We start from the raw sequence: 16,811 nt of genomic DNA, 5'->3' as shown, positions 1-16,811 counted from the left end.
CCCCGTCAGTGGCACGTGCTGCAGACCGAGGTGGACGATGAAGGAGGGCGGGTGGTGGGCTCCTAGCCCAAGGCCCGAAGCAAGTTGCCGTTTATGTGGATAAGCCCTTCGTCCTGCATTCGCCGCAGGGTTCGGTAAAGGGCCTCATGCGTGAGGCCGAGTTCGGCGGCCCAGGCCTTTCGAGGCTGCTGCAGGGTTAGGCAGCCATCAACCCCTTCAGCGTGGATGTAGTGAGCAATGCGGTCCGCAGCCCTGTGCAGGCTCAGCCGCTCACACTGCGCACGAAGCTTGCGCAGTTCTTGCGACAGCTGCAACAGCCAAGCTGCGCGAAAGTCTGACGAATCGTGCAACGCAGTGCGAAACGCATCCGCTGGAAACTCCAGCAGATCGCTGGGCTCAGAGGCTACGGCGGTGCAGTGGTAAAGCTGGCTGTCCAGGCTGGCTTCTGCCACAAAGCCCTGCCGTGATCGCTGAAGGATGACTTCGCCGCCGTTGCGGCTGAACCGAACGAGGCGCGCTTCACCCGTGGTCACCAGGTAAATGCTGCACACAGGATTGCCAGTTTGAAAGACGGCGTGGTGTGCTGCGAATTGCCGCGCCTTTGCCAGTTCGCGCAGGCTTGGGGGCATCAGCCGCATCCATGGCAAATCGGCTCCCGAGCCGGACACACCCACACCTATCGCTTTTTTCATATGACCAAAATCATATCGTTCAGGGCGACCTTCTTCGTAGCATGCCCACGGTAATCACAACAACGTGGGCCATGACCATGACAGCAAGAGTTCAGCTACGCAATACAGGCGCCCGGTCAACACAGGGTAGGGGCCACATGCCCCCACTGATCAAGACGGCGGGGTGCATTGCACTGGCATTGGCTGCCCATCTCGCCACCGGCGAGCCTGCGCCCTATGCCGGCCAGCAAAAACGCGCCATCAAATCGTTGTCTGACCAGGACGTGACAGATCTGTTGCAGGGGCAGGGCATGGGTTTGGCCAAGGCGGCCGAGCTGAACGGCTACCCCGGACCAGTCCACGTTCTGGAGCACGCAGACGCGCTGGCGTTGACCGACCAGCAGAGAACGGCCACAACCGCCTTGCTGCACGCGCACAAGGACGCCGCGCGAAAGCTCGGAGCGGCCCTGATCGCTTCGGAAGAGGCACTGGATGAGGCGTTCAAAACGGGCACGATCCACCCCGCAAGGCTATCGGCACTGACCGGCGAAATCGGACAACGCCAAGCGCGCTTGCGCGAAGAGCATTTGCGCACGCACCTTGCGCAAACCGCGCTGCTCCACAGTGACCAGATCCAGCGGTATTCCGCCCTGCGCGGCTACGCTGCGGGCTCAGAGCCTTCGCCTGCAACACGCCCGGCGCACAAAGGGCACCATTGAGTTCTTGCAACCCGTTCACAGCTGGTTGGAGCGAGGCACCCAAGCGTCCTGAGTTGGAAATTCACTTCATAAAGACGCCCAGAATCGCCGCCATACTGCGTTGCAAATCCTCGCGATAGCTACGGCTACCGCTGTGGTTTGCGCCTTGCCTGGCGACGATTTCGACATCTTTATTTCATCAACGAACCTCCAACTCAGGACACGAGCTTTCATTCACGTCGTCCTCTCACGCTTTCGCCTTGCTTTCACGCCCCCTCCGTACAACCACAGTGGCCGGGGCCCAGCGCAGAAGGCATGATCGGGGCATGAAACTGCTGTTGGTCGAGGACGATTTTGATCTGGCCGGTGCCTTGAGCCGCAGCCTCGTGGCGCGCGGTTTTGAGGTGCTGTGCTGCGCCGACGGCAAGGAGGCCCTGGCGGCGGCGCGGCGCACGGCCTTTGATGTAATCACGCTGGATCTGTCTTTGCCGGGCCTGGACGGGCTGGAGGTGCTGCGACGCCTGCGCGATGGCGGCAGCACCACGCCCGTGCTGGCGCTCACGGCCCGTGCGGCCGTCACCGACCGCGTGGCAGGGCTGGAGGCGGGGGCGGACGACTACCTGGCCAAGCCGTTTGACCTGGACGAGCTGGTGGCGCGCCTGCGGGCCCTGACACGCCGGGTGGGGCGCGACGGGCAGTTGCGCTGTGGTGCGCTCCACCGCGACCCGGCCAGCGGCGCGTTCTACAACGAGGCACTGCCGCTGGAGCTGTCGCAGCGTGAGGCGGAGCTGCTGCGCCTCTTGATGTCGCGCATCGACCGCGTGGTGAGCAAGGAAGAGCTGCGCACCCAGGTGTTTGCCAACACCGATGAGCAGGTGCAGGCCGATGCGGTGGAGGTGGTGGTGCACCGCCTGCGCAAGAAGCTGGTGGGCACCAATGCCGAGATCGTGACCCTGCGCGGCGTGGGCTACCTGCTGTGCGATGCCGACAGCATGGCCGCCCAAAAAGGCGACAAGGTCGACAAGGCCGAGAAGGGCGGGGCGCTCCGGTGAACACGCCTTGGTGGCAGCGCTGGCCCTGGCGCCCGCGCGGAGGATCGCTACAGCGGCTGCTTCTGGTGGGCCTGCTCGTGCCCCTGTGGGCGCTGGTGTCCCTGGTCGCCACGGTGCAGGTGGTGCAGCAGGTACGGCACAACGCAGCCGCGCAAGATGCCGTGCTGCACAGGGCGCTGACAACCTGGCCGACGGTGTTGCAGCCGCAGGCCGGTGCATCCGCCATGGAGCAAGCCCCTGCGGTCTGGTTCCGCGAAAGCAGCCTGGACGGCGAGCGCCTGGCGGGCAGCGCCGACCTGCCGCGTGTACCGCCCTCCGAGGCCGTGCAAGGGCAGGGCAGCGTGCACTTTTACCTGGCGCAGGTGGGCGACCAACTGGTGCGCGTGGCCGCTACGCTGCACCAGCCAGCGGTGGCTGGGGGCGGGCAGGGCGCCGCCCCGCCGGTGGTGCGCCAGGTGGCGCGGCCGTTCAGCGAACGCGTGCCCAGCGTGGCCCGCCTGATGGATGAAGGCGCGGGTTTGCGCCCAGTGGTTCTACTGGCCCTGGCCATGACGGCGGTGGCGATGGTGCTGGCGCGCGTCGCGTCGGGCTGGCTGCTGCACACGGATGTGTCGCTCACTCCGCCATCCCAGCCAGATGCAGGCGGCACCGGCCAGGGCTACGAAGGCCCGTCAGAGCTGGCGCCTGCCGTGCAGCATTTTGGTGAGCTGCAGCAAAGCCAGAGCCGATGGATCGAGGAGCAGCGGCGTTTTCTGGCCGACGCTACGCACCAGCTGCGCACCCCCATGGCGGTGCTGCGCACGCAGCTGCAGTCGACCATTGCGGGCGATGTGCTGGTGGCTGATGCGCTGCAGCAGATGCTGCACACGGTAGACCGCGCCTCGGGCCTGGCCAACCAGCTGCTGAGCCTGAGCAAGGTGGAGCAGCTTCAGCGCATGGGCGAGCTGCCCAGCGTGGATTTGAACGCCATGGCCCGCGAGGCCGTGATGGAGCTGGCGCCACTGATCGCCGCCAAGCGGCTGGACTTTGCGCTGGAAGGCCCCGATACGCTGTGGGCCCCCGGCGACGCGGCGCTGCTGGGCGAACTCATGCGCAACCTGCTGGCCAACGCCATCCACCACACGCCCGTGCATGGGCGGCTGGGGGTGCTGCTGCGCAACAGCACCGGGCGGCGCGAGCTGCTGGTCTGGGACGAAGGCCCTGGCATTGACGACGCCGTGCGGCAAAGGTTGTTCCAGCCGTTTTCGGCAGGGCAGGGCGGGGTGGGGCTGGGGTTGTCGATCTGCCGACAGATTGCCGAGGCGATGGGCGCCCAGGTCATGCTGTTCAACCGCATGGACGCAGGGCAGGTCATCGGTGTCGATGCCGTTGTTGCCTGGGAAGGTTGAGATGTCCGTGAAGCAGTCATCTGCCGCGCATGGCATCGAGTTCCGGGATGTCAGCAAGCGGTACGGACCATTGCCCAGCGCGCCAATGGTGGTGGACCACATCAGCTTTGTGGTGCCCCGGGGCACGCTCACCACCATCCTGGGGCCATCGGGCTGCGGCAAGACGACCACGCTGCGGATGATTGCCGGGCTCGAGTCACCCACGGCGGGTCGCATCTTCATCGACGGGCAGGACGTTACCACCCTCGGCCCGGCGCAGCGCAATGTGAGCCTGGTGTTCCAGAGCTATGCACTGTTCCCGCACCTGAACGTGATCGACAACGTGTGCTACGGCCTGCACGGGCTGCACCTGCGCCCGCCGCAGGTGCGCGACAAGGCCCGCGCCATGCTCGACACCGTGGGCCTGCAGGGCCTGGACCTGCGCAGGCCCCATGAACTTTCGGGGGGGCAGCAACAGCGCGTGGCCCTGGCCCGGGCGCTGGCGCTGGAGCCCGCCGTGCTGCTGTTTGACGAGCCGCTATCCAACCTGGACGCCCGCTTGCGGCGCGCCATGCGCGAAGAGATCCGCGCCCTGCAGCAACGCCTGCGCTTGACGGTGGTCTATGTGACCCACGACCAGAGCGAAGCCCTGGCGGTCAGCGACCAGATTGTGGTGATGGACAAAGGCACCATCGCCCAGTGCGGCGCGCCCAGCACGCTGTATGAGCAGCCCGCGTCCGAGTTTGTGGCGGGCTTCATGGGCGAGGCAATGCTGTTCGAGGGGCACATCCATGCGCTCAATCCGGCGGATGGGGAAAGCCCGGCGGCTGGCAGCCATGCCCGGCTCGGCCCTTTGCGCGTGCCATCGCCAGCATCCCTCGGCCCCGGCCCGGTCAAGATCGCCGTGCGGCCCGAAGCCTGGGTCATAGGCCCCGCAACCTCCAGCGGGCTGGCCGCCCGGCTGACCAAACGCACCTACCTGGGCAGCGTCATGGAATACACCTTTGCGAGCGCGCTGGGCGAGATCTTTGTGGTTTCGCCCCAGGTGGAGCTGCCGCTGGATGTGGGCGCACCGGTGAGCCTGACGCTGGCAGACCACGGGGTGTCGGTGGTGGCGGGGTGAGATGCCCTATGGCACGGACAATCCACCACGCACCGGCACACCGACTGCCGGGCATGAAATATTCAAGCAAAAATGGGCCCTGGCGCTTGATGGATAAGCGCAAGCAGCTACAAAAACAATAGTGACCAGCGGATGCCAGCGTGGTGACCCGGGCCACAATACGTGCCTCCACCACCGCACGGCCACCGGTTTTTCACCTTGAACTCTCCCGTTTTCACCTCGCTGATCCCCGTCATCCTGTTCATCGCCATCGGCTTTTACGTGGGGCGGCGCGGCTGGATTCGGGCCGCTGCGGTGAAGGACCTGGCCAACCTCGTGTTCATGGTGCTCACGCCCGCGCTGCTGTTTCGCACCATGAGCACGGTGCACATCGAAGACCTCAACTTCGGCCCCGTGGGGATCTACTTTGTGGCGTTTGGCGTGGTGTACACGGCCACGTTGGCGGTGCTGGGCTTTACCAGCCTGGGCGCGGCGCGGGCGCTGGCCAACACCTTCAGCAACACGCTGATGATCGGCGTGCCGCTGGTGGGCCTGGTGTTTGGCGATGCGGGGCTGGTCACGCTGTTCACGCTGATCTCGGTGCACTCGCTCATCCTGCTGACCGCCGCCACCGTGGTGTTTGAACTGGCCGCCGCGCGCGAGCATGCAGGCCGGGAGGGCTCCGCGCAGCAGCCCATGTGGCGCACCGTGCTGCAGGCCGTGCGCAACGGTATCGTGCACCCGGTGCCGCTGCCCATCATTGCGGGCCTGCTGTTTGCGCAGACCGGGCTGGTGGTGCCGCAGGTGGTTGACAAACCCCTGCTGCTGCTGGGCCAGGCGCTGGGGCCGATTGCGCTGCTGCTGGTGGGGGTGACGCTGGCGTTTACCAAGGTCGGCCACCACTTCAAGGCCGCCCTGCGCATTGCGCTGGTCAAGTGTGTCGTGCACCCCATCGTGCTGGCCACCCTGGGCTGGGCACTGGGCCTGTCGGGCATGCCGCTGGCGGTGATGATCGTGGCAGCATCGCTGCCGGTGGGGGCCAATGTGTTCCTGTTTGCGCAACGCTATGCGGTGGCCGAGGATGAGGTGACGGCGAGTGTGGCGGTGTCTACGGCGCTGGCGTTGGTCACGATGCCAGTGGTGATTTTGGCGGTGACGCGGTGGGTGGTGGGCTGAATTTGATGGGCTGATGATCTGCTCGGCGGTTTTCTGCTGCCGCTTGTCGGTCAGGGTTCGGCGAGAAATCCGAGCGCCTTCATGACGAACTCGGCGTGGAACTGGAAAACCCCGCCATGGCCCGCGTCGGGATAGATGATCAGTTGGCTGTTGGGTAGCCGCCGTGCCAGGTCGTGCGTGTTGATCGTCGGGACCATCCGGTCGTTGTCACCGTTGACGACGAGCACTGGTTGCCGGATGCGGGAGAGATCGACGGGCGCCTTCTTGCCCCAGGCGCTCAGGGCCTGCAACTGGGCCACGTAGGCGCTCACGGTGATGTCCTTGTCACGGTTGTCCGTGCGCTCCGAGAGCCGTTTCAGGAAAGCCTTGCCGGCTTCGATGCCGCCGGGCGTGCGGGTGAAGAACAGGAACTGCTTGGGGTCCTGGCCCGTGAAAAGGCCTCGCAAAAGGTCCAGATTGGCCACCCCTGCAACGGAGCTGATGCCCTCGCCCCCAGCTGGGCCGGTGCCAGCGAGAATCATTTTGCGAACCAGATCGGGCTCCTTCAAGGCGATCTCTTGGGCAATCATTCCGCCCATCGAGAAGCCGAACAGATCCACCTGCTGGTAGCCCTTGGCCTTGATGAAAGTGATCGCGTCATCGGCCATCTGCTCCATGGAGTTGGATGGCGAGCCGCTGGATGCACCCACGCCCCGGTTGTCGAACGCGATCACGTGGCGCTGGGCGGCAAGCCCATCCACCACGCGGGGGTCCCAGTTGTCCAGCACCGCCGCCAGATGGACCAGCAGAATCAGCGGCGTCCCGCCGTGGTGCTTGCCCAGTTCGCGGTAGGCAAAGGCCACCCCGCCCGCAGAGATGGACTGGGTGGGCGCAGTGGCCCAGGTTGACCGCTCTGGGCTGGCTACTGGCGCGGCGCGCATGGTGCCTCCAGACACGGCCTGTTGGGCATGTGATGGAGTGGATGCAAACGGGGCAGCCAGCGCAAGCAGCGCCGCTGCCGTTTTCTTCAGGATGGGGTTCATGGCGGGCTTTCGGTAGGCCAAAGACACAGGGGCGGGTATCGGGGCTTACTCAGCCCATGGGGTGCAGGTAGGTCGGCGTGGGCGCGGTCATGCCGTTTTTGACCAGCACGGTGAGTTCGTCCGCCAGGACTTCATCCAGACCCGCTTCAAGGCCGTCCAGCGCACGCTGGACGATTTTTTCAGGGCTCGACTTGGGTACATCGAAGCTCCGGGTGAGATCGGTGTCCACGTACGCCATGTGCAGGCCGAGCACCTGGGTTTTCTGGGCCAGCAACTCGTTGCGCAGCGCGTTGGTGAGCGACCAGGCGGCAGACTTGCTGGCGGAGTAGGCGGCAAGCTCTCCGCCGTTCACCCAGGAGGCGACCGACAGCACACTCAGCAGGGCACCGCCCCCGTTGTCCTTCAGGATGGGCGCAAACGCCTTGCTCATGCGCAGCACGGAGAAGAAGTTGGTCTCGAAGATGCGGCGTGCGACTTCTTCGCTGTCGTCAGCGAGAAATCCCCCTGGCTGGGCGATGCCCGCGTTGTTGATGAGCAAGGTCACATCCCCGGCCTGGGCGACGGCATTGGCGACTTCGTCGGGCTTCGTCACATCAAGTTTCAGCGCCTGCACACCGGGCAGGGTGACGGAGGCCGGATCTCGGGCGGCTGCATAGACTTTGCGGGCACCCCGGTTCAAGAGTTCACGTGCAAAGGCCAGCCCAATGCCACGGTTGGCGCCCGTCACGAGGGCTACGGCGTTTTCAATCTTCATAAAAAGCTCCAGTTCAAAAATCAAGATTTCGTTGCGCAGGGCAAAGCCAAGCCAGGCGGGCCATGTCTGCCTTCAGCCCTGCTTGGCTTTGCTCTGATTGGTTTTTTGGGTGACTACCGCACCTTGATCACGACCTTGCCTTTGGCGCGGCCGGATTCGACATAGGCCAGTGCGTCGTTGGTGGACTCAAACGAGAAGACCCGGTCCACCACAGGCCGTATCACCCCGGCCTCCACCAGGCGCGTGATCTCGCGCAGCTGGCTTCCGTTGGCCCTCATGAAGAGGAACGAATAACCGACCCGGCGCGCCAATGCCCTGCGCCTGACGCCTGCACTCAGCAGCCGCACGACCAGCTTCACGAGCCAGGACGCCTTGATCGCGCTTGCGAAATCGGGATCTGGCGGGCCGGAAATGGAAATGAGCTTTCCACCGCCCTTGAGCACTCGCAGGGATTTTTCGAGGGTCTTGCCGTCCTGGCTGTTCAGTACGACGTCGTAGTCGCGCAATACGTCCTCAAAATCCTGCGTCTTGTAGTCCACCGCGACGTCGGCCCCCAGGGCCTTCACCAGTGCGGCATTGGCCGTGCTGGTGGTCGTGGCCACCGTGGCACCAAGATGCTTGGCCAGCTGGATGGCAAAGGTCCCCACGCCGCCAGAGCCCGCGTGGATAAAGACCTTCTGACCCTTTTTGATTTGGGCCTTCTCGACCAGCGTCTGCCAGGCCGTCAGCGCCACCAAGGGAAGGGACGCTGCTTCTTCCATGGTGATGTTCTTCGGCTTGAGCGCCAGCGAGGCCTCTTTCACCGGCACAAATTCAGCAAACGTACCGATGCGAAAGTCGTCCGGCCGTGCGTAGACCTCATCACCCACTTTGAACTGCCGCACGCGGGGGCCCACCTGGGTGACCACGCCAGCCACGTCGTGGCCCAAGACGAGGGGCAGTTTGTAAGGCAGGATGAGCTTGAACTCTCCACTGCGGATCTTCGAGTCCAGAAGATTCACACCCGCAGCGTGGACCTGGACCAGGACTTCGTCGTCGCGCAGCTCCGGGGTTGGCAGCTCGGCCAATCGAAGATCCCCTTTTTTGCTGTAGCGATCAATGACAAATGCTTTCATGGTTTTCCTTACTCCTGGCGTATCCAGGTTGGTGAACGGCCCACTGGCGACGATCAAATTGTGTTTATATGATTTCCGTCATATTTCAAATCGAGACAAGGACCGCATCACCTTCGTCAAGTTAGCGCGCGCCAGTTTCGCCAGAGGAGATCTGGCCAGTACGGACTGCATCTGCCGCCTGTGCCCGGATGGCTGCGCGGTCAGCCACGGACTTGTAAGACTCGGCTTTGGAGCCCGAAGGGATCTGGCTTCGGGTCATGGGTACTTGTGCAGCTTCCGCGGCGACTTCAGCCCGCGTGCGGTTGCCCTCAAACTGGGTGGCAAATTGCGCCGGGTCCAACTCAGCAGCCTGTGCGCCGACTGCGGTGAGCGTTGCGACTACTGCGACGGAGAGAAAGCGAGAGAAGGTGTTCATGGTAGATATCTCCTAGGAAATGAGGCTCAGGCGCCTCGGAAAATACTGAATGCCAGGCTTTTCGGCGAGTCACTCAGCGTGGTTTGCTGTGGAAGGGTTGGTGGTCAAGGCAATCAATAGGGCGTTTCAAAGTTCGACGGCTGAAAAATTTCATGATGATCATCATATTTCTGTACAAACAAGAACGCCGAAACAGACCAGAGAACAAGCCCTCGATAGGCTGATTTTCGACTTTTCCAATTCATCATCAGTTTCTAATATGATGATCATCATAATTTAACCCCAAAAAAATGGAAGCTATTTTTGCGACTCTTCACCACTGGAGCGGGCGTACTTGAAAGCAGCTTTGCTGAGCCTTCCAGCCAGCGAAGGATCGTCTACGGCGCGCGCCAGGGAAACGGCTCCCACCATGGTGGCAACCAGAAAAAGTGCTCGCTCGTGGGCTTCTGGTGTTCCCCAGGTGGGCAACTGTCGTGCGATCACATCCACCATTTCTTTCATTCGCCGGGTGGCTGCACGCCGCACCTCTGGGGCTTGGCGGGCCAGCTCCGAACTGAGGGCTGCCATAGGGCAACCAACATCCGGATTGTTGATATGCTGTTCCGACAAATAGGCCCCCAACATGGCCTCCAGCGCTTGATCGGCTGGAACCGACGCAGCTGCAGACTCGGCGAGCCCAACGGTTTCTGCGCCCGCTCTGTCTGTGGCTTCCGCAAGCATCGCCTCCCGAGAAGGGAAGTGGGAATAGAAGCCACCATGCGTGAGGCCTGCGTCCTTCATGATGTCCGCAACGCCCGCTCCGCTGAATCCATTGCGCCTGATGGCACGCGCCGCAGCCGCCACGATGCGCTCATGGCTTAGCTCTTTGCGTGATGGGGCTGCGTTCTTCATGCCCTCACTGTATCACGAATTATGATTGCCATCATAATTTTTATCCGCCAAAGGCTTTTCCAAGTCGCAGGCTCTTGAGGACAAGAGATGCTCATGGCGCCGCGACGTGAAGAAAAGATACGACGAAGTGGCTTGGGCTCAGGCGTCTTGGGGGTCGTGGCACGCCACGCAGAGCTTGTTCCCATCCGGATCTCGGAAATACGCGCCGTAGTAGTTGGCGTGGTACTGCGGCCTCAGGCCGGGCGGCCCTTCGCAATGCCCGCCGTTTGCCAGGGCCGCAGCGTGCACTGCATCCACCTGCGCGCGGGTGCTGGCAGCAAAGGCGGTCATCTGGCCGTTGCCCGGTGCGTGTTCGCCTTCAAAAGGACGGCCGATGAGAAAAAGGGGGCGCGGGTTGGGGTGGCTTTGCCATCCGGCCCGAGGGTGGGCGGCATCCACAAAACGCGGCTCGATGCCCAGCGCTGCCATCACGGGCTGGTAGAAGGCGAGGGCGCGGTCGAAGTCGGTGACGCCGATGTGGATGTGCGAGAACATGGTGCGGTCCTGGGGCGGTGCTCTGCGCGGTTGCGCAGTGAGAATCTGACGGTCTGAGCTCTGCCATCGTTGCGGCTGCCTGACTGACTATGCGCTGCCGTAGAGCATAGACACTTTCTTCTTCTGTGCTTGTGATGAAATTTGTAGAAGCAGGGTGGTTGGTAGCTTGACCGAGGGGTGAACTGCGAAGTGCTTGCAGAAGTGCATCACTTCCTCCAATGAGTCGTTTTCGTGCCAAGAGGTGAGGACAAAGCTCTCTGCCGGTATTTCTTCAAAAGCAAACTGCTCAATGTTCGCCCAGTCCACTGAGTCATCCCAAGAGCTGCAATCAAGACCCCAGGCCATCATGTACAGGCAGCCGGATCGCACCAGCCAGTCGCTCACTGCTTTCTGCCAAACAGTAGTCACTTCTGACTCGATCATGACCAGTACCCGAAAGCGCTCTAGCGAAAGTGGAGGTAATTCCGAACCGGGTGTGAGATGTAGATAAACGACTTCTGGCGTGAATGCTGGCGTCGAGCACATGCAATGTTTACCAGGGTTGTAGCGATGGCGATCAAGGCGCCAGCCGCTCACGCACCCACTCGCTGCCATCCAGCCGATACCGCAACCGGTCATGCAAACGGCTTTTGCGCCCTTGCCAAAACTCCCATTGGTCCGGCTTGAGCCGATACCCACCCCAGTGCGGAGGGCGGGGCGGTTTCAGCATGAACTGCGCGCCGTATTTGGCAGCATTGGCCACCAGCACGCCTCGGCCAGAAATGACCTGGCTTTGCGGGCTGGCCCAGGCGCCGATGCGCGAATCCAGCGGGCGGCTGGCAAAGTATTCGTCACTTTCTTCGTCGCTGACCTTTTCCACAATGCCTTCGACGCGCACCACGCGCTCCAGCTCGACCCAGTGGAACTGCAGCGCCACATAGGGGTTGCCTGCAATCTGGCGGCCCTTGCGGCTGTCGTAGTTGGTAAACCAGACGATGCCGCGCTCGTCATAGCCCTTGATCAGCACGATGCGGGTGCTGGGGCGCAGGTCGCTGCCCACGGTGGCCAGGGTCATGGCGTTGGGCTCGGGCACTTCGGCACTGATGGCTTCTTTGAGCCACTGGTCAAACTGCTGCAGGGGGGCGGCGTGCGAGGCGTCTTCGTTGAGTTCGGCGCGCTCGTAGCTCTTGCGAAGGTCGGCGATGGAGGTGGTCATGGGCCAATTGTGCATGCGAGGGCAGGACGGTTGCCAGCCACGGCGGGCACGCTGTAAAGAGGGCGAAGGCCGGGCGGGATCTGGGTAACGTGGGGTCTTCGGTGGCCCTGGTTGTCGTCGAATAACTATTCGCTTATATTGCCGCATCGATGAAACCCAAAGACGACGAAAAACAGCGCGCCATTGCCCAGGCCACGTTTGAGCTGGTGGCCCAGACGGGCCTGAGCGGCCTGACCCTGGCCGATATCGCCCGCGCGGCGGGCATTGCCACCAGCACGCTGTACGTGTACTACCCGTCCAAGGATGAACTCATCAGCCAGCTTTACCAGGATGCCAAGACAGTCACGGCCGCGCGCATTATGGAGGGCATCGTGCCCGGCATGCCCTACCGCGCCCGCGTGCGGCGCGCCTGGGGCAACCTGCTGCGCCACCGGCTGGACCAGTATGCCGAGGTGGTGTTTCAGGAGCAGTACTACAACTCGCCCTGGTTCACCGAGGGCAACCGCGAATTCTCGACCCGTCTGATGGCCGGTTTTTTTGCGTTGATGGAAGAAGGCCAGCAGCAAGAGATCCTGAAGGCCGTGCCCATCCCGCTGCTCACGGCCAGCCTGGTGGGGTCGGTGAGAGAGACGGGCAACCTTATCCGCACCAAGGTGCTGCCGGATGAGGAGGCCGTGCACCAGATGGCTTTTGGGCTGTGCTGGGACGCCCTGAAGGCCTAAGAGGCTGAGAGTCTTTTATCCATGCCCGCCTTGCACGCCAAAACGCCGCGACTCGTCGTTGCAAATGCTCGCCATAGCCCGAGCTATGGCTGCGCTTTACGCCTAGATCCGAGGCGTTTTCGCGCGCCTTTCGGGCACGGCTAAAAAACTCTCAGCCTCAGAGCGAGATATAGCGATGCACTTTGGCCCACCAAGAGTTGATCTTTTAATCGAATTTGTATTCTCTTAAAAATGCCACTCACCACGCTCCAACCGTTTCATGGCCGATGGCGTCGCTGACACCATCCCGCTCTGTTCAACCCCCTCCCACCAAACAACAACACCTTCCCCACGGAGAACCCCACGATGCCCACCCTCAACATCAATGGCAAAGACACGGCTGTGGATGCCGATGAATCCACCCCCATCCTTTGGGCCCTGCGCGACACGCTGGGCATGACCGGCACCAAGTTTGGCTGCGGCCAGGCTTTGTGCGGGGCCTGCACGGTGCATCTGAACGGTGCGCCCATTCGTTCGTGCATCACGCCCATTTCGGCGGCGGCAGGCCAGAAGATCACCACCATCGAGGCGGTGACCACCAATGACAAGGTGGGCAAGGCCGTGCACGCCGCCTGGGTCAAGCACGACGTGGCCCAGTGTGGCTACTGCCAAAGCGGCCAGATCATGAGCGCCACCGCACTGCTGCAGGGCAAGAAAAAACCCACCGACGCCGACATTGACGCTGCCATGGCGGGCAATGTGTGCCGCTGCGGCACCTACGTGCGCATCCGCGCGGCCATCCATGACGCTGCCAAGACTCTGGCCTAAGAACACCGAGCAGGAGAACACTATGCATTTCGACGCTCAAACCGCCCGCGCCCACATGCCAAAAGGCCTGGTAGCGCTTATGAATCAGGCGCAAGGCGCTATCAATACAGAATCAGACGCAGCCTCCCACGAAGGCGTGGCGCGCCGCACGTTTCTCAAGGTGTCTGCGGCATCCGGTTTTGCGCTGGGTGCGTTTCCGCTGGTGGCCAGCGCGCAGGGCGCCGGGGCAGCGGCCGCAGGCCTCAAGCCGTTCGAGCAGCCTTCAGCCTTTGTCCGCATCGACGCCGATGGCACGGTCACCGTCACCATCAACCGCCTGGACTTTGGCCAGGGCGTGCAGACCGGCCTGCCCATGATCCTGGCCGAAGAGCTGGATGCCGACTGGAGCAAGGTGCGCAGCGTGCACGGCGATGCCAACCAGGCCTATGCCGACCCGATGATGGGCATGCACCTCACGGGTGGCTCCAACTCCATCAAAAACTCCTACACCCAGTACCGCGAACTGGGCGCTCGCACCCGGGCCATGCTGGTCTCTGCCGCTGCCGCGCAGTGGGGCGTGGATGCCTCGGCACTGCGCACCAGCAACGGTTTCGTCGTCGGCCCCGGGGGCAAGAAGCTGGGCTACGGCGCACTGGCCGAAGCGGCCATGAAGCAGCCCGTGCCCGAAAAGGTCACCTTGAAGGACCCCAAGCAGTTCCGCCTCATCGGCAAGCCCACGGGCCGGCTCGATGCCAAGGCCAAATCGAGCGGCCAGCAGGACTACGGCATTGACGTGCGCTTGCCTGGCATGCTGACGGCCGTGGTGGCGCGCCCGCCGGTGTTTGGCGCCAAGCTGAAGTCGATGGACGACAGCGCCGCCAAAGCCATCAAGGGCGTGAAGGCCGTGCTGCGCGTGCCCACCGACCGGGGCGGCGAGGGCGTGGCCATCGTGGCCGATGGTTACTGGCCCGCCAAGCAGGGCCGCGATGCGCTGAAGGTGGAATGGGACACCAGCGCGGTGGGCAAGCCAGACACCACGGCACTGCTGGCGCAGTACCGCGAGCTGGCCACCAAGCCCGGCAACGTGGCCATGCAGGCCGACATGGCGCCGCTGGCTGGCGCTGCGCACAAGATCAGCGCCGAGTTCGTCTTCCCCTACCTGGCACACGCACCGATGGAGCCCCTCAACTGCACGGTGAAGCTCGATGGTGACAAGGCCGAACTCTGGATGGGCACGCAGATGCCCGGCCTGGATGCGATGGCCGCCGCCAAAACGCTGGGCCTGCAGCCGCAAAACGTGAAGGTGAACACCCAGATGGCCGGTGGCGGCTTTGGCCGCCGTGCCATCCCCACCAGCGACTATGTGGTGGAGGCCTGCGGCGTGGCCAAGGCAGCGCGCACGGCGGGCATCACCGCGCCGGTGCGCACGCTGTGGAGCCGCGAGGACGACATCAAGGGCGGCTACTACCGCCCCATGCACGTGCACCGCGCCGAGATCGGGTTCGACGCCCAGGGCAAGATCCTGGCGTGGGACCACACCATCGTCGGCCAATCCATCACCAAGGGATCGCCGTTCGAGGCCTTCATGGTCAAAAACGGTATCGATGCCACGGCCGTGGAGGGCATGAAGGAGCCGTACAACGTGCCCATGAAACTGTCGGTGCACCACCCCGATGTGAACGTGCCGGTGCTGTGGTGGCGCAGTGTGGGGTCTACCCACACCGCCTACGCCATGGAAACCCTCATCGACGAAGTGGCGCGCACCACCAAGCAAGACCCCGTGGCCTACCGCATGGCCCTGATGGGCGACAAACACCCGCGTCACAAGGCCGCATTGCAACTGGCCGTGGCCCAGTCGGGCTATGGCAAGAAGAAGCTGGCTGCTGACCGCGCCTGGGGCGTGGCGGTGCACGAGTCGTTCGAGTCGGTGGTGGCCTATGTGGTCGAGGCGTCCGTCAAAGACGGCACGCCCAAGCTGCACAGCATCACGGCCGGCGTGCATTGCAATCTGGTGGTCAACCCCAAAAGCGTGGAAGCCCAGGTGCAGGGCGCTGCGCTGATGGGCCTGTCGATGTGCCTGCCCGGCGGCGCCATCACGCTGAAGGACGGCGTGGTGGAGCAAAGCAATTTTGGCGACTTTGCCGTGCCGCGCATCACCGACATGCCCCAGGTGACGGTGCACATTGTGCCGAGCGCTGATCCACCGAAGGGCATGGGCGAGCCTGGGTTGCCTCCGCTGGCACCTGCGTTTGCGAATGCCATTGCCCAACTAACGGGCAAAACGCCGCGCGAGCTGCCGTTCAAGCTGGCTTGAGTGCAGCGTGCATCCGGGGGGCGGGTGCCTCACCCCCCGGGTGCTTCTGATGCAGCGGCCATCTTGACCAGCTCCAGAAACGCCCGCAGGGTGGCCGTGGGCTGCCTGCGGCTGGGGTAGTACAGGTAGAAGCCCGGGATGGGTGGGCACCAGTCGTCCAGCACGCTCACCAGCGCGCCGCTGGCCAGGGCCTCGCGGGCGTAGGGTTCGTACAGGTACGCAAACCCCACGCCCGCCAAGGCCGCCTGCAGGATGAGCGGCATGTCGCCCACGGTCAGGCGGCCTTGCACATCCACCGCGATCTTTTCGCCGGCCTTTTCAAACTCCCACGCATAGCGCGCTCCGCTCGGAAAGCGTATGCGCACGCAGGGCATCTGCATCAGATCGCGCGGGTTGCGCGGCGCACCCACCCCCGCGAGCAGGACAGGGGACGCCACCACCATCAGCTGCTGCTGCGGGCCCAATGGCAGGGCCACCATGTCCTGCTGCAGGCGTTCTCCGTAGCGGACGCCTGCGTCAAAGCCACCTTCGACAATGTCGACCAACCCGTCGTCCAGCACCAACTCGACCTCGGCCTGCGGGTGCTGCGCCAGAAACTGTGCAACCAGCGGCCCCAGCACCAGGTCGCCCGCCGAGCGCGGTGCATTGATGCGCAGCAGGCCCTGCGGGGTGTCGCGGAACACGTTGATGTCGTCGATGGCCGCAGCAATATCCTGCAAGGCGGGCCCTACACGATCGAGCAACTGGCGCCCGGCTGGCGTCAGCGCCACGCTGCGCGTGGTGCGGCTGAACATGCGCACGCCCAGCCGCTCCTCCAGCGAACGCACGGCATGGCTGATGGCCGAGGCCGACAGGCCCAGCTCTTGCGCGGCGGCCCGAAAGTTCAGGTGGCGGGCGATGGTGCTCAGGAGTTTGAGATCTGCGAGGTCCAGGCTCATTGTTGAAATTAGTTCATTGATGTGTGCATTTTCAGGCCATTTATATATTCCATTTTCAA

18 protein-coding genes are annotated in these 16,811 nt (G+C 63.5%); 8 read left to right on the top strand and 10 right to left on the bottom strand.

Annotation, left to right across the window (positions count from 1 at the left end; all coding sequences use genetic code 11):
* Positions 1-62: 62 nt before the first annotated feature.
* On the bottom strand, positions 63-638 hold the full coding sequence (locus ACQ4MJ_RS08130) for a Crp/Fnr family transcriptional regulator (protein ID WP_431153019.1): 576 nt from the start codon (positions 636-638) through the stop codon (positions 63-65).
* A 191-nt stretch (positions 639-829) separates the two neighbouring features.
* Here ACQ4MJ_RS08130 and ACQ4MJ_RS08125 point away from each other — a divergent pair, with 191 nt between their 5' ends.
* The 5 genes from ACQ4MJ_RS08125 (at position 830) to ACQ4MJ_RS08105 (ending at position 6,066) form a co-directional block, all read left to right on the top strand.
* Positions 830-1,390 carry a hypothetical protein gene (locus tag ACQ4MJ_RS08125; RefSeq protein ID WP_431153020.1) on the top strand — a complete coding sequence of 187 codons (561 nt, stop codon included), beginning with the start codon at positions 830-832 and terminating at the stop codon, positions 1,388-1,390.
* Between the two features lie 305 nt (positions 1,391-1,695).
* Complete coding sequence (locus ACQ4MJ_RS08120; protein WP_055401899.1) at positions 1,696-2,421, top strand: response regulator transcription factor; 726 nt, start codon at positions 1,696-1,698, stop codon at positions 2,419-2,421.
* Positions 2,418-3,809 (top strand): ATP-binding protein, encoded by a 1,392-nt coding sequence (locus ACQ4MJ_RS08115; protein ID WP_431153021.1) that lies wholly within the window; start codon positions 2,418-2,420, stop codon positions 3,807-3,809. The genes ACQ4MJ_RS08120 and ACQ4MJ_RS08115 overlap by 4 nt, the downstream gene beginning before the upstream one ends.
* Position 3,810: 1 nt before the next feature.
* Positions 3,811-4,911 carry an ABC transporter ATP-binding protein gene (locus ACQ4MJ_RS08110; RefSeq protein WP_431153022.1) on the top strand — a complete coding sequence of 367 codons (1,101 nt, stop codon included), beginning with the start codon at positions 3,811-3,813 and terminating at the stop codon, positions 4,909-4,911.
* A gap of 198 nt (positions 4,912-5,109) precedes the next feature.
* Entirely contained in the window at positions 5,110-6,066 is a 957-nt protein-coding gene (locus ACQ4MJ_RS08105) for an AEC family transporter (protein WP_218301095.1), read from the top strand.
* A 50-nt stretch (positions 6,067-6,116) separates the two neighbouring features.
* Here the strand turns inward: ACQ4MJ_RS08105 and ACQ4MJ_RS08100 are convergent, their stop codons facing one another.
* The 8 genes from ACQ4MJ_RS08100 to pdxH all read right to left on the bottom strand — a co-directional run bounded on the left by ACQ4MJ_RS08100 (position 6,117) and on the right by pdxH (position 12,007).
* On the bottom strand, positions 6,117-7,088 hold the full coding sequence (locus ACQ4MJ_RS08100) for an alpha/beta fold hydrolase (RefSeq protein WP_431153023.1): 972 nt from the start codon (positions 7,086-7,088) through the stop codon (positions 6,117-6,119).
* A 49-nt stretch (positions 7,089-7,137) separates the two neighbouring features.
* Complete coding sequence (locus ACQ4MJ_RS08095) at positions 7,138-7,842, bottom strand: SDR family oxidoreductase (RefSeq protein ID WP_431153024.1); 705 nt, start codon at positions 7,840-7,842, stop codon at positions 7,138-7,140.
* 113 nt (positions 7,843-7,955) lie between these two features.
* Complete coding sequence (locus tag ACQ4MJ_RS08090; protein WP_431153025.1) at positions 7,956-8,957, bottom strand: NADP-dependent oxidoreductase; 1,002 nt, start codon at positions 8,955-8,957, stop codon at positions 7,956-7,958.
* A 121-nt stretch (positions 8,958-9,078) separates the two neighbouring features.
* Positions 9,079-9,372 (bottom strand): hypothetical protein, encoded by a 294-nt coding sequence (locus tag ACQ4MJ_RS08085; RefSeq protein ID WP_121506402.1) that lies wholly within the window; start codon positions 9,370-9,372, stop codon positions 9,079-9,081.
* A gap of 297 nt (positions 9,373-9,669) precedes the next feature.
* Positions 9,670-10,263 carry a TetR/AcrR family transcriptional regulator gene (locus ACQ4MJ_RS08080; RefSeq protein WP_121420177.1) on the bottom strand — a complete coding sequence of 198 codons (594 nt, stop codon included), beginning with the start codon at positions 10,261-10,263 and terminating at the stop codon, positions 9,670-9,672.
* 138 nt (positions 10,264-10,401) lie between these two features.
* A complete protein-coding gene (locus ACQ4MJ_RS08075; RefSeq protein ID WP_431153026.1) occupies positions 10,402-10,797 on the bottom strand; it encodes a VOC family protein in 396 nt (131 codons plus the stop codon).
* Between the two features lie 87 nt (positions 10,798-10,884).
* On the bottom strand, positions 10,885-11,322 hold the full coding sequence (locus ACQ4MJ_RS08070) for a DUF7684 family protein (RefSeq protein ID WP_431173707.1): 438 nt from the start codon (positions 11,320-11,322) through the stop codon (positions 10,885-10,887).
* Positions 11,323-11,353: 31 nt separating this feature from the next.
* The gene (gene pdxH / locus ACQ4MJ_RS08065) at positions 11,354-12,007 is read right to left on the bottom strand and encodes a pyridoxamine 5'-phosphate oxidase (RefSeq protein WP_431153028.1); all 654 of its coding nucleotides are present in this window, start codon (positions 12,005-12,007) and stop codon (positions 11,354-11,356) included.
* A 134-nt stretch (positions 12,008-12,141) separates the two neighbouring features.
* Here pdxH and ACQ4MJ_RS08060 point away from each other — a divergent pair, with 134 nt between their 5' ends.
* The 3 genes from ACQ4MJ_RS08060 (at position 12,142) to ACQ4MJ_RS08050 (ending at position 15,814) form a co-directional block, all read left to right on the top strand.
* A complete protein-coding gene (locus ACQ4MJ_RS08060; protein WP_121506399.1) occupies positions 12,142-12,714 on the top strand; it encodes a TetR/AcrR family transcriptional regulator in 573 nt (190 codons plus the stop codon).
* A gap of 345 nt (positions 12,715-13,059) precedes the next feature.
* Entirely contained in the window at positions 13,060-13,521 is a 462-nt protein-coding gene (locus ACQ4MJ_RS08055; protein ID WP_055401911.1) for a (2Fe-2S)-binding protein, read from the top strand.
* A gap of 22 nt (positions 13,522-13,543) precedes the next feature.
* Positions 13,544-15,814: a molybdopterin cofactor-binding domain-containing protein gene (locus ACQ4MJ_RS08050; RefSeq protein ID WP_431153029.1), complete on the top strand. Its 2,271-nt coding sequence runs from the start codon at positions 13,544-13,546 to the stop codon at positions 15,812-15,814.
* Positions 15,815-15,843: 29 nt separating this feature from the next.
* On the opposite strand, the gene ACQ4MJ_RS08045 is transcribed toward ACQ4MJ_RS08050, so the two are convergent.
* A complete protein-coding gene (locus tag ACQ4MJ_RS08045; RefSeq protein ID WP_431153030.1) occupies positions 15,844-16,752 on the bottom strand; it encodes a LysR family transcriptional regulator in 909 nt (302 codons plus the stop codon).
* Positions 16,753-16,811: the final 59 nt, after the last annotated feature.

The organism is Acidovorax facilis (assembly GCF_050626955.1).
GTDB classification, from domain to species: Bacteria; Pseudomonadota; Gammaproteobacteria; order Burkholderiales; family Burkholderiaceae_C; genus Acidovorax; species Acidovorax facilis.
Note: the sequence above shows the minus strand (reverse complement) of the source record. Positions and strands in the feature narration are given on the sequence as shown.

Excerpts from the sequence above, each read along its gene's own strand:
- ACQ4MJ_RS08130 (WP_431153019.1), bottom strand. The coding sequence starts at position 638 with ATGCGGCTGATGCCCCCAAGCCTGCGCGAACTGGCAAAGGCGCGGCAA.
- ACQ4MJ_RS08125 (WP_431153020.1), top strand. The coding sequence starts at position 830 with ATGCCCCCACTGATCAAGACGGCGGGGTGCATTGCACTGGCATTGGCT.
- ACQ4MJ_RS08120 (WP_055401899.1), top strand. The coding sequence starts at position 1,696 with ATGAAACTGCTGTTGGTCGAGGACGATTTTGATCTGGCCGGTGCCTTG.
- ACQ4MJ_RS08110 (WP_431153022.1), top strand. The coding sequence starts at position 3,811 with ATGTCCGTGAAGCAGTCATCTGCCGCGCATGGCATCGAGTTCCGGGAT.
- ACQ4MJ_RS08100 (WP_431153023.1), bottom strand. The coding sequence starts at position 7,088 with ATGAACCCCATCCTGAAGAAAACGGCAGCGGCGCTGCTTGCGCTGGCT.
- ACQ4MJ_RS08095 (WP_431153024.1), bottom strand. The coding sequence starts at position 7,842 with ATGAAGATTGAAAACGCCGTAGCCCTCGTGACGGGCGCCAACCGTGGC.
- ACQ4MJ_RS08090 (WP_431153025.1), bottom strand. The coding sequence starts at position 8,957 with ATGAAAGCATTTGTCATTGATCGCTACAGCAAAAAAGGGGATCTTCGA.
- ACQ4MJ_RS08085 (WP_121506402.1), bottom strand. The coding sequence starts at position 9,372 with ATGAACACCTTCTCTCGCTTTCTCTCCGTCGCAGTAGTCGCAACGCTC.
- ACQ4MJ_RS08080 (WP_121420177.1), bottom strand. The coding sequence starts at position 10,263 with ATGAAGAACGCAGCCCCATCACGCAAAGAGCTAAGCCATGAGCGCATC.
- ACQ4MJ_RS08075 (WP_431153026.1), bottom strand. The coding sequence starts at position 10,797 with ATGTTCTCGCACATCCACATCGGCGTCACCGACTTCGACCGCGCCCTC.
- ACQ4MJ_RS08070 (WP_431173707.1), bottom strand. The coding sequence starts at position 11,322 with ATGTGCTCGACGCCAGCATTCACGCCAGAAGTCGTTTATCTACATCTC.
- pdxH (WP_431153028.1), bottom strand. The coding sequence starts at position 12,007 with ATGCACAATTGGCCCATGACCACCTCCATCGCCGACCTTCGCAAGAGC.
- ACQ4MJ_RS08060 (WP_121506399.1), top strand. The coding sequence starts at position 12,142 with ATGAAACCCAAAGACGACGAAAAACAGCGCGCCATTGCCCAGGCCACG.
- ACQ4MJ_RS08055 (WP_055401911.1), top strand. The coding sequence starts at position 13,060 with ATGCCCACCCTCAACATCAATGGCAAAGACACGGCTGTGGATGCCGAT.
- ACQ4MJ_RS08050 (WP_431153029.1), top strand. The coding sequence starts at position 13,544 with ATGCATTTCGACGCTCAAACCGCCCGCGCCCACATGCCAAAAGGCCTG.
- ACQ4MJ_RS08045 (WP_431153030.1), bottom strand. The coding sequence starts at position 16,752 with ATGAGCCTGGACCTCGCAGATCTCAAACTCCTGAGCACCATCGCCCGC.